Origin of the sequence: Burkholderia sp. MSMB1826, from assembly GCF_001526325.1 — a bacterium.
Taxonomy (GTDB): Bacteria; Pseudomonadota; Gammaproteobacteria; order Burkholderiales; family Burkholderiaceae; genus Burkholderia.
Genome location: NZ_LOYN01000030.1, coordinates 169,063 through 182,544 on the forward strand (window position 1 = coordinate 169,063; position 13,482 = coordinate 182,544).

General features: G+C 71.1%; 15 protein-coding genes and 1 pseudogene. 7 read left to right on the forward strand and 9 right to left on the reverse strand.

Annotated features, from left to right (window positions below):
- Window positions 1–431: 431 nt before the first annotated feature.
- From WS95_RS20160 to WS95_RS20190, 7 genes are all read right to left on the reverse strand, one after another.
- Window positions 432–1,076: an alpha/beta hydrolase gene (locus tag WS95_RS20160; protein WP_059506516.1), complete on the reverse strand. Its 645-nt coding sequence runs from the start codon at window positions 1,074–1,076 to the stop codon at window positions 432–434.
- Window positions 1,077–1,089: 13 nt separating this feature from the next.
- Entirely contained in the window at window positions 1,090–1,407 is a 318-nt protein-coding gene (locus WS95_RS20165) for a (2Fe-2S) ferredoxin domain-containing protein (protein ID WP_034208488.1), read from the reverse strand.
- 155 nt (window positions 1,408–1,562) lie between these two features.
- The gene (locus WS95_RS20170; RefSeq protein WP_059781391.1) at window positions 1,563–2,714 is read right to left on the reverse strand and encodes a VanZ family protein; all 1,152 of its coding nucleotides are present in this window, start codon (window positions 2,712–2,714) and stop codon (window positions 1,563–1,565) included.
- A gap of 19 nt (window positions 2,715–2,733) precedes the next feature.
- The gene (locus WS95_RS20175) at window positions 2,734–3,357 is read right to left on the reverse strand and encodes an ABC-type transport auxiliary lipoprotein family protein (protein ID WP_059825300.1); all 624 of its coding nucleotides are present in this window, start codon (window positions 3,355–3,357) and stop codon (window positions 2,734–2,736) included.
- A gap of 38 nt (window positions 3,358–3,395) precedes the next feature.
- On the reverse strand, window positions 3,396–4,325 hold the full coding sequence (locus tag WS95_RS20180) for an MlaD family protein (RefSeq protein WP_034208490.1): 930 nt from the start codon (window positions 4,323–4,325) through the stop codon (window positions 3,396–3,398).
- Between the two features lie 17 nt (window positions 4,326–4,342).
- Window positions 4,343–5,257, reverse strand: a complete 915-nt coding sequence (locus WS95_RS20185) for an ABC transporter ATP-binding protein (RefSeq protein WP_059781390.1) — start codon at window positions 5,255–5,257, stop codon at window positions 4,343–4,345.
- Window positions 5,254–6,378, reverse strand: coding sequence for an MlaE family ABC transporter permease (locus WS95_RS20190; protein WP_059781388.1), 1,125 nt, complete (start codon window positions 6,376–6,378; stop codon window positions 5,254–5,256). Before WS95_RS20190 ends, WS95_RS20185 begins: the two co-directional genes overlap by 4 nt.
- A gap of 307 nt (window positions 6,379–6,685) precedes the next feature.
- On the opposite strand from WS95_RS20190, the gene WS95_RS20195 reads away from it, so the two are divergent.
- The 7 genes from WS95_RS20195 to WS95_RS20225 all read left to right on the forward strand — a co-directional run bounded on the left by WS95_RS20195 (window position 6,686) and on the right by WS95_RS20225 (window position 12,622).
- Complete coding sequence (locus WS95_RS20195; protein WP_059825259.1) at window positions 6,686–8,755, forward strand: bifunctional 2',3'-cyclic-nucleotide 2'-phosphodiesterase/3'-nucleotidase; 2,070 nt, start codon at window positions 6,686–6,688, stop codon at window positions 8,753–8,755.
- Window positions 8,756–8,763: 8 nt separating this feature from the next.
- Window positions 8,764–9,609, forward strand: a complete 846-nt coding sequence (locus WS95_RS20200; protein ID WP_034208494.1) for a tetratricopeptide repeat protein — start codon at window positions 8,764–8,766, stop codon at window positions 9,607–9,609.
- A 234-nt stretch (window positions 9,610–9,843) separates the two neighbouring features.
- Window positions 9,844–10,377, forward strand: coding sequence for a hypothetical protein (locus WS95_RS20205; protein WP_059825262.1), 534 nt, complete (start codon window positions 9,844–9,846; stop codon window positions 10,375–10,377).
- 68 nt (window positions 10,378–10,445) lie between these two features.
- Window positions 10,446–11,366, forward strand: coding sequence for a biotin--[acetyl-CoA-carboxylase] ligase (locus WS95_RS20210; RefSeq protein WP_059825264.1), 921 nt, complete (start codon window positions 10,446–10,448; stop codon window positions 11,364–11,366).
- Window positions 11,363–12,163 (forward strand): type III pantothenate kinase, encoded by an 801-nt coding sequence (locus tag WS95_RS20215; protein WP_059825267.1) that lies wholly within the window; start codon window positions 11,363–11,365, stop codon window positions 12,161–12,163. Before WS95_RS20210 ends, WS95_RS20215 begins: the two co-directional genes overlap by 4 nt.
- Window positions 12,164–12,197: 34 nt before the next feature.
- Window positions 12,198–12,395, forward strand: coding sequence for a hypothetical protein (locus tag WS95_RS20220; RefSeq protein ID WP_059825270.1), 198 nt, complete (start codon window positions 12,198–12,200; stop codon window positions 12,393–12,395).
- Window positions 12,380–12,622, forward strand: coding sequence for a hypothetical protein (locus tag WS95_RS20225; RefSeq protein WP_059825273.1), 243 nt, complete (start codon window positions 12,380–12,382; stop codon window positions 12,620–12,622). Before WS95_RS20220 ends, WS95_RS20225 begins: the two co-directional genes overlap by 16 nt.
- Before the next feature lie 16 nt (window positions 12,623–12,638).
- On the opposite strand, the gene rfaE2 is transcribed toward WS95_RS20225, so the two are convergent.
- On the reverse strand, window positions 12,639–13,124 hold the full coding sequence (gene rfaE2, locus WS95_RS20230) for a D-glycero-beta-D-manno-heptose 1-phosphate adenylyltransferase (protein WP_034208500.1): 486 nt from the start codon (window positions 13,122–13,124) through the stop codon (window positions 12,639–12,641).
- 161 nt (window positions 13,125–13,285) lie between these two features.
- Window positions 13,286–13,482: pseudogene (locus WS95_RS20235) on the reverse strand (ferritin-like domain-containing protein); the annotation flags it as partial.

Here is a 13,482-nt window from a genome sequence, read left to right on the forward strand (position 1 = left end):
GTTGGACTCGTGCGGACGCGTTCGGTTCGCGGCCGTCGCGAGCGGGCGGACAGGCGGCGAAACGAGCGCCGCATGGGCCCAGCCGGGCCGCGGGCAACGCGGAATGCGGCCATTATACGTGGCCGCGAACGGCGTTTTCGCGAACTTGGCCGCCGAACGCCCGCATGCCGGCTGCGCGCGCATCGCGCGGCGACGCATCGGGCACGCGCGCTCGACGCCGCGCGACGGGCGGGCGCGAGCGGCGTGCAACGCGCGTCGCGCCGGCGTGCGGCAAGCGGAGTGCGGTGCGGCGCGATGTCGCGTGAAGTGCGGGGAAGGGTCGCGCATCGTCCGGCCGGGCGACGGTGCGCGGCACGGGCCGCCGGCGCTTGCGCCGGCGCCCGCATGCGGGGCTAGGGACCGCGCACGCTAATGACGGGCTTGCGCCGGCCCTAGCGCCACGCGTCGACGATGATGCGCTTCAGCACGTGCAGCTTGCGATGGAGGAAATGCTCGGCGCCGGGGATCACGACGACCGGCAGCTCCTGCGGCCGCGCCCAGTCGTACACCGACGCGATCGGCACCGTGTCGTCGGTTTCGCCGTGGATCACGAGCGTGTTCTCGGGCACGTCGGCCACCTGCCAGCGGCTCGCGGCCGTGCCGACGAACACCATTCGCTCGATCGTCTCGCCCGCGTCGCGCAGGCGCTTCGCGACGTGCGACAGCACGAAGGTGCCGAACGAGAAGCCCGCGAGCACGAGCGGCAGGTCCGCATACGCGGGCTGCGCGCGCATGTGCGCGAGCACCGCGAGCAGGTCGTCGGCCTCGCCGGCGCCGTTGTCGTGCACGCCTTCGGTCGCGCCGACGCCGCGGAAGTTCGACCGGTAGACGACGTAATTCAGTTGCACGAGCGTGCGCGCGAGCGTCTGCGCGACCTTGTTGTCCATCGTGCCGCCGAACAACGGATGCGGATGCGCGACGAGCGCGATGCCGCGCGGCGCGGCGCCGCCTTCGCGCACGGCGTCGGGCAGGTCGACCGCGATTTCGATCTGGCCGATCGGGCCCGCGATCAGCGATTTCTGCGTATGAACGTTCATTCGGCCGGCCCGCTCAGATCTTCAGGCGCTCGACGACCTTGCCGTCGCGCAGGTGCGACTCGACGATCTCGTCGATGTCGGCCCGATCGACGTACGTGTACCACGTGCCTTCCGGATACACGACCATCACCGGCCCTTCCTCGCAGCGGTCGAGGCAGCCGGCCTTGTTGATGCGGACCTTGCCGGGCCCCGCGAGACCGAGTTCCTTCACGCGCTTTTTCGCGTATTCCTGCATGGTCTGCGCGTCGCATTGCGCGCAGCTCGGGCGCTCGGCGCCCGGTTCGCGCTGGTTCAGGCAGAAGAAGACGTGGTGCTGGTAGTAGGAATCCATGATGGTGACGTGCGGCCCGGCGCAAGGCCGTGCGGAAAGAAGGGCGATGAATTGCCGTTACGCGAAGCGGCAACGGAGGATGCGGACGATTATAGCGACCGGCGCACGCGGCTGCCCGCGGCACGGCAGCCGCCGCACGGGCCCCGGCTGCCGCGTCAGCGGCGCAGCGCGGCCGGCAGCCACGCGTGCTCGACGCGCTGGCCGAGCCAGATCAGCGCCGCGTAAGGCCAGATCCACGCGAGCCAGCGCGCGATGCTGTTGAAGTGCACGTAGCGGCCCTGCCGCCACCCCGACAGCGTGAAGTCGAAGAACGGATTGACCGGCAGCAGGTTCACGAGCGCGACGCCGGCCAGCAGCGCGAGCGCCGCGAGCATCGCGCGCCACGTCGCCGGCACGCGCAATGCGACGAGCGCCGCCGCGAAACCCAGCTCGATGCCAAGCCGCGCGCCGGGCGTCGCCCACACGACGACGAGGCCGGTGGCCGACTGCATGAACGTCGCGGCCGCCTTCAGCACAAGCGTGACGACGACCAGCGCGACCAGCAGCCGGATGCGCGGCGCGCGCGGGCGCATCGCGAGCGACGCGATCGCCAGCGCGGGAAACAGCATCAGCCCGCCGAGCACGGCTTCCCACGCGGAATCCGACAACCAGCCGTCGACCCGCTCGGGCCATTCGCTGACGTGCCACGCGGCCGGCAGCCACGCGAGCAGCGCGTCCTGCATCGACGCGTCGGCGCGCTCCCACAGCGCGGCCGGCCAGTCGCCGATGCCGAACAGGAACGGCGACGGAAACACGATCGCGAACGGCCACAGCGCAGTGAGCAGCAACGGCGTCGACCCGTCGGCCTCCAACCACGCGAAGCGCAGCCGGCGCAGCACGCCGCGGTCGAGCAGCGCGCCGGCGGCCGGCGCGGCGAGCGCCGCGCCCAGCAGCGCGCCGAGCGCGTTGGCGCCGAGATCGAGATTCGACGCGACGCGCGTCGGCAGGTAGGTCTGCAGCGCCTCCATCGTCCCCGACAGCAGCACGCCGAGCACGCTCGCGATCAGCGTCGCGGCCACGCCGCGCCAGCGCGGGTGCAGCGCGAGCACGCCGAGCGCGCCGAACGGCAGATAACCGAGCACGTTCGTGACCACGTCGAACGCCGTCACGTAGCGCTGCATCGGCGCGAACAGGTAATCGAACGGACCGATGCCGAGCGACGCCCAGCCTTCGAACGGATACAGCGACGCATAGACGATCAGCGCCGCGTAGGCGGCAAACGCCTGCCGCGCGAGCGGCGACGCGCGATGCGTGCCGGGCGCGCTCATCGCGGCTGCCCGCCGGGCGTCACGGCGTGCCCGCGTACGCCTGCACGCCGACCCACGCGGCGATCTGCGACACGAGTTCGTCGCTGGCCGCCGCGAGCGCGCGCGCGCCGCCGGCCGCGTCGGGCGTGCTCGACGGCGCGCGCGCGACGAACGTGCGCTGGCCGAGCACCTTGCCGTCGAGCATCAGCGTCGCGCGCGCGGTCACCGCGCCGTGGCTTTGCGACTGTCCGTCGAAGACCTGTTCGAATTCGCTCAGGTCGACCTTGAGGGTCGGCGCGCGCACGCCGTCGGCCCCTTCGAGCACCGTGCCGCGCGACGACAGCGCGCCGCGCAGCCGTTGCGTGAGCAACTGCGCGGGCGGCGCGGTCCAGCGGCTGTCGCGATAGACGGCCACGTGCTGCGCATCGGCGTACGCGAGGCGGTACGCGAACTTGTCCGTATCGAGCGCGTCGGGCGCAGCGACGTCGAGCACCTTCAGCGCGGGGCCGGACCCGGTGGTCGCCACCGACGGCACGGGCCCGAGGTCGTAGCGGATGTTCGACAGCACCGCGTTGTTGCCGGCGCAGCCGGCCGCCAGCGCGAGCGTCAGCACGGCAAGCGCGGCCGCGGCCGGGCGCAGCGCGCGGTCAAGGATTCGTGGCATGGCGTATTCCTGCATGATGTTTCCGGTTTCGATGGACGTCATTGCCCGGCCGTCGCGCCCGGCCAGACGAAGCCCGCTTCGCCGGGCCCCGGCGCCGCGCCGGGCGACCCGAACAACAGACTGCGCGGGTTGCGGCCGAGTTCGCCGGCGACGTCCTTCAATTGCCGCGACGCGTCGCCGACGCTGCCGGCCAGCGCATTGAAGCGCGGCAGCGTGTCGTACTGCACGCGCGCGTTGAGCCCGTTCAGCGCGACGCCGACCTGCTCGGCGGCCGTGCCGGCCTTGTTCAGGTTCGACACGAGCGGCCCGTTCGGCTGCAGCAGCGTGTTTGCCGACGCCATCGCGCGGTTCACCTCGTGCATCGTCTCCGGCAGCGCGGCGACCGCCGGGCCGAGCTGCTTCGTCAGCGTCGCCGCGCCGTCGGCCGCGTGCTGCAGGCTTTCGGCGGTCGCGCGCAACTGCTCGCGCATCTCGGGCGACATCAGCGCGTTCGCGCTTTTCGCCGCGAGTTCGAGCTGCCGCAGCAGCACGTCGCCGCGCTCCTGGATCTGGTCGAACAGGCTCGGCCGCATCGGAATCTGCGCGATCGACTTCGGCGACGACGGCAGCGGCGACAGATCGCGCCCCGTATCCTCGAGCTGCACGAACGCGATACCCGTCACGCCCTGGAAGCCGAGGCTGCCGTAGGTCGACTGCGTGATCGGCGCGTCGTGATCGACGAGGATGCGGATCCGGATCTGACCCGGATGCGTGCGATCGAAGCCGATCGACTGCACCTTGCCGACGTCGAGGCCGCGAAAGCGCACGGCCGCGTCCGGGAACAGCCCCGTCACGTTGGTGCGCGCGAGCAGGTCGTACGGCACGCGCACGGTGCGGTCGACGTTGAACCAGAACACGGTGCCCGCGATCGCGAGCGTCAGCGCGATCGTGAACAGGCCGGCCCAGAACGCATGTGATTTGTTTTCCATTCGCGGGTTCCTTGCTTCTACAGCTCGACGCTCGACAGCGCCGGTTCGAGGGCCGCCTTCGGCAGCTTCGCGCGCCGCTCGGGCGGCAGCGCCTGCAACGCGCGGCGCCCGCGCAGCCCCAGGAAATATTCGTGGATGAACGGGTGGTCGACGTTCGCGGCCTCCTCGACGGGCGCGGCGACCAGCACCTTGCGGTCGGCCAGCACCGCGACGCGCGTCGACAGCGCGACCATCGTATCGAGGTCGTGCGTCACCATCACGACGGTCAGCCCGAGCGTGCGGTGCAGCGTCGCGATCAGCTCGACGAATTCGTCGGAGGCCTGCGGATCGAGGCCGGCCGTCGGTTCGTCGAGGAACAGCAGCTCGGGCTCCAGCGCGATCGCGCGCGCGATGCCGACCCGCTTCACCATCCCGCCCGACAGCGCGGCCGGCATCTTCGACGCGTGCTTGCACGGCAGCCCGACCATCTCCAGCTTCAGCATCACGATGTCGTGCAGCAGGTCCGGCGGCACGCGGCCGAGCTCGCGCAGCGGCTGCGCGACGTTGTCGAACACCGTCATCGACGAGAACAGCGCGCCCTGCTGGAACAGCATCCCCGAACGCGTGCGCATCATCCGCGCGCTCGCGTCGTCGATCGTCGCCGTATCCTCGCCGAACACCTTGATCGTGCCCGACGTCGGCCGTTCGAGGCCGAGGATCTGGCGCACGAGCGTCGTCTTGCCGGAGCCCGAGCCGCCGACGATCGACACGATCTCGCCGCGCCGCACGTCGAAGTCGAGCTTCTGGTGAACGATGTTGCGCCCGTAGCGCTTGGTCAGGTTGCGCACCTCGATCACGAGGTCGCCGGCATCGGCGGCCGCGTCCGGCCGGGAGCCGACCGACCCGGCGCCGATCGCCGCGGCATGCGCGGTCGTTTCGTTCGATGCGTTCATCCGAGCCCCACGTTCTGGAACAGGATCGCGAACACCGCGTCGGCGAGGATCACGACCGTGATCGACGACACCACCGACGTGGTCGTGCCTTCGCCGAGGCTCTGCGAATTCGCCTTGATCCGGAAGCCGAAATGGCACGCGACCAGCGCGATCAGCATGCCGAACACGACGCCCTTGCCGACGCCGATGTACAGGTTCGCGATCGGCACGACGCCCGGCAGCGAGCGCACGAAGTAGTTGATGTCGATGCCGAGCACGAACTTCGCGGCGAGCGCGCCGCCCGTCAGCGCGATGATGTTGGTCCACATCACGAGCAGCGGCATCGCGACGCCGAGCGCGAGCACGCGCGGCAGGATCAGCCGCAACCCGTGCGGGATGCCCATCACGCGCATCGCGTCGAGCTCCTCGGTCACGCGCATCACGCCGATCTGCGCGGTGATCGCGGAGCCCGAGCGGCCCGCGACGAGAATCGCCGACAGCACCGGGCCGAGCTCGCGGATCACCGACAGCCCGAGAATGTTCACGATGTAGCGGTTCGCCCCGAACATCTGCAACTGCTGCGCGGACAGGTAGCTGAGCACGATGCCGATCAGGAAGGCGACGAGCGCGGTGATCGGCAGCGCCTGCGCGCCGGCGCTGTAGATGTTCGCGGAGGTTTCCCGCCACGGCATCGTCCGCGGGCGGCGCAGCACCGACAGCGCATCGAGGATCACGAGGCCGAACATCGCGATGCCGCCCTGCAGGTGTTCGCCGAACGAGAAGATCGCCTGGCCGAGCCGCGTGACGGGATCGAACCGCACGATGCGCTCGGGCGCCTCGCGCTGGCTGTCGAGCCGCTCGATGCGCTCGAAGATCGTGCGCTGCGTGGCGCTCAGCGCGACGCCGGCCGGCAGCTTGCGGCCCCACACGCGCCACAGCGCCTGGCCGCCGACGTGATCGAGCCGCTCGATGCCGGACAGATCCCATTCGCTCACACGCCCGGCGGCGATGCTCGCGATGCGGCGCGCCACGGCGCCACGGTTGCGCGCGAGCGACAGCGCGGTCCACTGGCCGGTCAGGCGCACCGTCTGGCCCTGGCCGCCGGCGTCGACCGACAGGCCGGGAGGAGTCTCGAAGTCCAAGGGCAGGTTGTTTGCAAAAGGATGACAGCGGCCATTGTAGCGAACCGCCCGACGCCGCGACGTGAGGATTTCCGGCGCGGCGTCGGGGGCGCGGCTCGCAGCCGGGAGCGTCGAGCCCGGGGCGCCGGCCGGCCCCGGCCCGAGGCCGCCGCCGGCCGCGGCCCGCTGCCGGCATCGCAACCTTTCATTGTTCCGTCACGTTTCCTTTCGATACTCTCACGCGCCGCACCTCAGGCCGTCGGCGCACCGCGCCGCCATGCGTGCGTACCTCGCGCTTCATAAAACAGAACACCGAACAGGACAACCGATGCGTCTCCCCCCGCTTTCCCGCCGCCACGTGCCGGCCGCCGCCGCGCTCGCCAGCCTCGCCTTCGTCCTCGCCGGCTGCGGCGGCGACGACGTCACCGCCACGCCGCCGTCGCAGCCCGAGGCCCAGGCGCCCGTCGGCACGACGGCCACGCTCGCGCTGCTCGAGACGACCGACCTGCACACCAACGTGCTGTCGTACGACTATTTCAAGCTCGCCGCCGACAATTCGCTCGGCTTCGAGCGCGTGTCGACGCTGATCGCGCAGGCCCGCAAGCAGTACCCGAACACGCTGCTGCTCGACAACGGCGACACGATCCAGGGCACCGCGCTGTCGGACTACCAGGCGCTCGTGAAGCCGGTGGGCTGCGACCAGACGCTCGCGATCTACAAGGTGATGAACGCCGCGAAATTCGACGGCGGCGGGATCGGCAACCACGAGTTCAACTACGGGCTGCCGTACCTGTCGCAGGTGACCGGCAACACGTTCGAGGTCGACGGCCTGCCGGCGCCGGCCCAGCAGAAGAAGTGTGCGGGCCCGAACTTCCCGCAGGTGCTCGCGAACGTGATCAGCGCGAAGACCAACGCGCCGCTGTTCACGCCGTACACGATCCTCACGCGCACGGTGACGGCCACGACGCCGGACGGCAAGACGGTCAGCGCGCCCGTGAAGATCGGCATCATCGGCTTCACGCCGCCGGCGATCATGAACTGGGACAAGCGCTGGCTCGACGGCAAGGTCTACACGACCGGGCTGAAGGAGGCGGCCGAGAAGTACATTCCGGAAATGCGCGCGAAGGGCGCCGATCTCGTCGTCGCGATCTCGCACGGCGGCCTCGACAATGCCGCGTACTCGCCGACGATGGAAAACGGCAGTTGGTGGCTGTCGAAGGTGCCCGGCATCGACGCGATGCTGATCGGCCACTCGCACCAGGTGTTCCCGGACGCGAACAGCACCGTGTCGCAGTTCAACCTGCCGGGCGTCGACAAGGTCAAGGGCACCGTCAACGGCGTGCCGACCGTGATGGCCAACTACTGGGGCAAGCATCTCGGCGTGATCAAGCTCGGCCTGAAGTTCGACGGCAAGACGTGGACCGTCGACAAGTCGCAGACGACCGTCGAGGCGCGGCCGATCCAGAATGCCGACAAGAGCTACGTCGCCGCCGATCCGTCGGTGTCCGCCGCGATCGCGGCCGAGCACCAGGCGACGATCGACTACGTGAAGACGCCGATCGGCTCGACCGACTACCGGATGAACTCGTACTTCGCGGACGTCGGCGATCCGGGCGCGATCCAGATCGTCAACGAGGCGCAGGCCGACTACGTGAAGACCTACGTGCAGGCCAACCTGCCGCAATACGCGTCGCTGCCGGTGCTGTCGGTCAGCGCGCCGTTCAAGAGCGGCTTCGGCGGCGGCACCGACTACACCGACGTCGCGCCGGGCGCGCTCGCGATCAACAACGCCGCCGACCTGTACCTGTATCCGAACACCGTGTACGCGGTGAAGGTGAGCGGCGCCGACGTGAAGAACTGGCTCGAGACGGCCGCGAAGCGCTTCAACACGATCGACCCGACGAAGGCGACCGTGCAGCCGCTCGTCAGCACCTTCCCCGGCTACAACTTCGACATGTTCACGTCGGCCGATCTCGCCTATGAAATCGACGTCACGCAGCCGGTCGGCAGCCGCATCCGGAACCTGACGTACAAGGGTGCGGCGATCGACCCGAACGCGCAGTTCATCGTCGCGACCAACAACTACCGTGCGAGCGGCGGCGGCAACTTCCCGGGCCTCGACGGCAGCAAGACGATCTTCGCGTCGCCCGACGCGAACCGCGACGTGCTGATCGCCTTCATCAAGAAGCGCGGCGCGATCACGCGCGCGGCCGACGGCGCGCAGCGCAGCTGGCGCTTCACGAAGCTCGCGAGCTCGGTCGCGCACGTGCGGTTCGCGTCCGCGCCGAACCGCCTCGGCGACGCGACGGCGGCCGGCCTGACCGGCATCACGCAGGTCGCGGCCGACGACGGCTCGGGCAAGAACCTCGCGACCTACGAGATCGACCTCACGCAATGAGACACGCGATGCAACCGATCCGGACGATGCGGCCCGCCGAAACCGGCTTCGCCGCTGCCGCGCGGCGCGTGCTGCGCGCGAAGCTCCCGCCCGCCGCGCTGCTCGCGGCGGCTGCCGTGACCGTCGCGGCCGTCGTCGCGGCAACCGGCCTGCGCGGCGCCGGCCCCGCGCCGAGCGCCGCGCAACTCGACGAATGGCAGGCGATGGTCGCGCAGGCGACCGAGCCGCATGCGCTGGCCCAGTTGCGCACGCTCGCGCGCCGCGGCTCGGGCGCCGCGCAGGCGGCGCTCGGCATCGCGCTCGTCGATGCGCACGAACCGGGGCTGCGCGACGAGGGGCGCGGCTGGCTGGAAACGGCCGCGGCGGCGCACGACACGGCCGACGCGCCGGCTGCACGGCGCGCGCAGCTCGCGCTCGGCAAGGCGTTGCTGCTCGGCAGCGGCGATCTGCCGAAAGACTATGCACGCGCACGCGCGCTGCTCGGCGCCGCGGCCGAACAGGGCGACCCGGCCGCCGCGTATTACCTCGGGCTGATCTACCGCAGCGGCTACGGCATCGCCGCCGACCCGGTGCAGGCCGCGCACTGGTTCGACATCGCGTCGCGCGCGGACATCCCGGCCGCCGACTTCATGCTCGCGAACGCGTACCGCGACGGCAGCGGCGTGCCGCGCGACGACGCGCGCGCGCTCGCGCTGTATCGCCGGGCCGCCGAACACGAGCTGCCGGAAGCCGTGCAGACGCTCGCGATGGCCTATCGCAACGGCGAACTCGGGCTCGAGCCCGACGCGGACGAATTCCACGCGCAGTGGATCGAGACCGCGCATGCGCTGAAGCATCCGGTGGTGGCGCCGTGACGAACGTCGACGGCGCACGCACGACCGCGCGATAGCGTAACGGCGGCTTGCCCGACGAGCACGATCCGTCGCGTCGTGCGTCGAACGCGCGCAACGGCGCTCGATGCGCGGCGCGCGATACGCACACCGGTCGCCGCGCCGCGCAGCCTGTCGGTTCTCGCAGCTCGATACACGTGCGGCGATGCCTTAACATGCCGCCTCGCATTCACGATAAAACCTGAGAGGCCTTCATCCATGTCGCATCGCCTGTCCGGCCTGCGCGCCGCCATCGGCGCCGCCGTCGCTGCCGTTCCGCTCGTTTCGCTCGCCGCACCGCCGGCGCCGCCCGACATCTTCAACGCCGCGCTGTGCAAGCCGCCGTTCACGTCGGACCTGATGGACGCGATCTACAACGCCGCCAAGGCGGCCGATCCGAAACCGGACAACTCGATGCTGGGTGCGGCGGTCTATCGCCTGCCCGAGCCGATCCGCCGCGACGGCTTCACGACGCAGCACGTCGTGTTCGTCGCCACCGGCATCGGCGTGCTCGTGGAAGGCGAAGTCGCCGACCAGCTCGCCAAACGCTACGCGCTCACCCGCGAGAAAGGCCACCTGCTCGGTGCGTCGTCCGTCGGCTATTCGCGCCGGCTGAACGTCCGCGGCCCGGGCGGTGCGCTGATCCTCGTGTCGGCCCGCCAGGGTCCGGCGCTCAAGGGCAACACGCTGCTCGCCTGCGAAATGACGAGCGAGGAAGACATCAAGGCGCTGGAACAACAGGGGCAACACTGAGCGGCTTGGCGCCGGTCCGGCGGGCGGCCCGGCACGCGCCGACGCCCCCTGTCGCTACAATAGGCGCCATGAACGCCCCCACCTCCTCCGACACGCCCGATTCCGGCGACGCGCACATCGCGCGCAACCGGCTCGAGGCGCACCTGGACGCCGCGCCGCGCGCGTGGCCGCTCGACATCGTCGCCGCCACCGGCTCGACCAACGCCGACGTCGCCACGCGGCTCAAGGCGCTGCCGCGCAGCGCGAACGCGTTGCCCGCGCCGCTCGTGCGCGTCGCGTTCGAGCAGACGGCCGGTCGCGGCCGGCAAGGCCGCCCGTGGTTCGCGCAGCCCGGCAATGCGCTGCTGTGCTCGGTCGGCTGCATCGTGCCGCGCGCGGTCGACGCGCTCGGCGGCCTCAGCATCGCGATCGGCGTCGCGCTCGCCGAAGGGCTGGCCACGCTGCCGCTCGACGCCCGCATGCGCGTCACCCTCAAATGGCCGAACGACCTGCTGCTGACGACCGACGACGACGGCACGCCGCGCATCGTCGGCAAGCTCGCCGGGATTCTGATCGAAACCGTCTGGACCACCGCCGACGCCACCGCCGTCGTGATCGGCTTCGGCATCAACGTGCGCGGCGCGGAAGCCGTCGCCGCGCAGGTCGACGCGCTGCGCGCGCGCGAAGCGACGCTCGCGAGCGGGCTGCCGCCCGCCGCGCTGTCGATCGCGTGCGCGTCGGCGAACCTCACCGATACGCTCGCCGCGTCGCTGAACGCGCTCACGCCGGCGCTCGCGCAATTCGGCGCCGACGGCCTCGCGCCGTTCCTGCCGCGCTGGCACGCGCTGCACGCGTACGCGGGCCGCGAAGTCGTGCTGCTCGAACAGGGCGTCGAACGCGTGCGCGGCATCGCGACGGGCATCGATGCAACCGGCCAGCTGCTGCTCGACACGCCGAGCGGCGTGCGGACGATCGCGGCCGGCGACGTGTCGCTGCGCGAAGCGCAATGAGCGAGCCGCACCTGCTGATCGACGCCGGCAACAGCCGGATCAAGTGGGCGCTCGCCGACGCGCAGCGCACGCTCGTCGACACGGGCGCGTTCGGCCACACGCGCGACGGCGGCGCCGATCCCGACTGGTCGCGCCTGCCGCGTCCGCGCGGCGCGTGGGTCTCGAACGTCGCGGGCGCGGACGTGGCCGCGCGAATCGACGCGCTGCTCGACGCACGCTGGCCGGGCCTGCCGCGCACGACGATCCGCTCGCGGCCCGCGCAATGCGGCGTGACGAACGGCTATACGACGCCCGAACAGCTCGGCAGCGACCGGTGGGCCGGCCTGATCGGCGCGCACGCGGCGTTTCCGGGCGAGCATCTGCTGATCGCGACGTTCGGCACCGCGACGACGCTCGAGGCCCTGCGCGCGGACGGCCGCTTCACGGGCGGCCTGATCGCGCCGGGCTGGGCGCTGATGATGCGCGCGCTCGGCACGCACACCGCGCAGTTGCCGACGCTGACCACCGATATCGCCAGTGGCCTGCTCACAGGCGCGCAGGCCGAACCGTTCCAGATCGATACGCCGCGCTCGCTGTCGGCCGGCTGCCTGTACGCGCAGGCCGGCCTGATCGAACGCGCGTGGCGCGATCTCGTCGACGCGTGGCAGGCGCCGGTACGGCTCGTGCTGGCAGGCGGCGCGGCGGACGACGTCGCGCGTGCGCTGACGGTCCCGCACACGCGGCACGACGCGCTGATCCTGTCCGGGCTCGCGTTGATCGCCGCGGACACGGCCGGCCCGGCGACGGCGCAGGATTGAAGCAAATGCGCCGGCATCGCGCCGGCGCGTGGCGATGCCGGCCGAACCGGGCACAAGCGTGCACAAGCGGGCCCGCATCACGCCGACGACGCAGTACGCGCGGCGCCGCGCCAGCGGCCCGCGCGAACGGCCGACGGAAGCCATGAAAAAGCCGGCCATGCGGCCGGCTCGACTGAACGACGTGAATCACGTCGATGACGACAAGGAGTTTCGACGATGCTGCGCTGGCTGATCGCTGTTCTCTTTCTCGCCAACCTGCTCGCGTTCGTGGCGGCGCGCGGCGTGTTCGGGCCGCTGCCCGCGGCCGGCCCGCGCGAACCCGGCATGCTGACGCGGCAGGTGCGGCCGGACGCGCTGCGCGCGACGCCGCTCTTGCAAGCGACCGACCAGCCCGTCGTCGGCGGCCCGATCGCGGCGCCGGCCGTCACGACCGCACCGCTCGCGGCGTCTGCTCCGTGACGGCGCCGCGTCGCACTCAGGGCCGTTGCGCGCGCACCTTCTTCAGCAGCGCAGTGGTCGAGCGGTCGTGCTCGAACGGAATCGCCAGCGCCCGGCCGCCCCAGCCGCGCACGAGCGCGGATTCCGGCAGCGCATCCATGTCGTAATCGCCGCCCTTCACGAGGATGTCCGGACGGACGGCCTCGATCAGCGACACGGGCGTCTTTTCCCCGAACGTCACGACCCAGTCGACGCTTTCCAGCGCCGCCAGCAGTGCCGCGCGATCTTCTTCGCGGTTGATCGGCCGGTCGTCGCCCTTGCCGAGCATGCGCACCGACGCATCGCTGTTCACGCCGACGATCAGGCAGGCGCCGAGCGCTTTCGCATCGGCGAGGTACGTGACGTGACCGCGATGCAGGATGTCGAACACGCCGTTGGTGAACACGACGGGCGACGGCAGCGACGGGCGCAGCGCGACGAGGGCATCACGGGTGATCAGCTTGCGTTCGAAGGTGGCGGACATGATGGAAATCGGACGGAATGAACGACGGCGCGCGCGGCGGCGGCGCCAGATAAAAAGCCCGCCGGACCGGCCGGGCGGGCTTCATGCAGCGAACGCGACACGGTGCCGCGAGCCGGGCGCGAGCCAGGCGTGACTCGCGCCGCCGCCGGCACCCGCCGGCCTCAGGCCGGCTGCGCGGCCGACGACGGGCCGCTTTCGGCCTGCAGGCGGCTGGTGACTTCCTTGCGATAACGGTTCAGCTCCTGCGCGGTCGCGAACGTGCGCTCGAACAGGATCGACAGGTTGTGCAGGATCCGCTCGACGACCTTCTTCTCCCACTCGCCGTCGAAACGGATCTGCTCGTCGAGCCAGCGCTCGC

Excerpts from the sequence above, each read along its gene's own strand:
- WS95_RS20160 (WP_059506516.1), bottom strand. The coding sequence starts at position 1,076 with ATGAACGTTCATACGCAGAAATCGCTGATCGCGGGCCCGATCGGCCAG.
- WS95_RS20170 (WP_059781391.1), bottom strand. The coding sequence starts at position 2,714 with ATGAGCGCGCCCGGCACGCATCGCGCGTCGCCGCTCGCGCGGCAGGCG.
- WS95_RS20185 (WP_059781390.1), bottom strand. The coding sequence starts at position 5,257 with ATGAACGCATCGAACGAAACGACCGCGCATGCCGCGGCGATCGGCGCC.
- WS95_RS20195 (WP_059825259.1), top strand. The coding sequence starts at position 6,686 with ATGCGTCTCCCCCCGCTTTCCCGCCGCCACGTGCCGGCCGCCGCCGCG.
- WS95_RS20210 (WP_059825264.1), top strand. The coding sequence starts at position 10,446 with ATGAACGCCCCCACCTCCTCCGACACGCCCGATTCCGGCGACGCGCAC.
- WS95_RS20205 (WP_059825262.1), top strand. The coding sequence starts at position 9,844 with ATGTCGCATCGCCTGTCCGGCCTGCGCGCCGCCATCGGCGCCGCCGTC.
- WS95_RS20225 (WP_059825273.1), top strand. The coding sequence starts at position 12,380 with ATGCTGCGCTGGCTGATCGCTGTTCTCTTTCTCGCCAACCTGCTCGCG.
- WS95_RS20220 (WP_059825270.1), top strand. The coding sequence starts at position 12,198 with ATGCCGGCCGAACCGGGCACAAGCGTGCACAAGCGGGCCCGCATCACG.
- WS95_RS20200 (WP_034208494.1), top strand. The coding sequence starts at position 8,764 with ATGCAACCGATCCGGACGATGCGGCCCGCCGAAACCGGCTTCGCCGCT.
- WS95_RS20165 (WP_034208488.1), bottom strand. The coding sequence starts at position 1,407 with ATGGATTCCTACTACCAGCACCACGTCTTCTTCTGCCTGAACCAGCGC.
- WS95_RS20215 (WP_059825267.1), top strand. The coding sequence starts at position 11,363 with ATGAGCGAGCCGCACCTGCTGATCGACGCCGGCAACAGCCGGATCAAG.
- WS95_RS20180 (WP_034208490.1), bottom strand. The coding sequence starts at position 4,325 with ATGGAAAACAAATCACATGCGTTCTGGGCCGGCCTGTTCACGATCGCG.
- WS95_RS20175 (WP_059825300.1), bottom strand. The coding sequence starts at position 3,357 with ATGCCACGAATCCTTGACCGCGCGCTGCGCCCGGCCGCGGCCGCGCTT.
- rfaE2 (WP_034208500.1), bottom strand. The coding sequence starts at position 13,124 with ATGTCCGCCACCTTCGAACGCAAGCTGATCACCCGTGATGCCCTCGTC.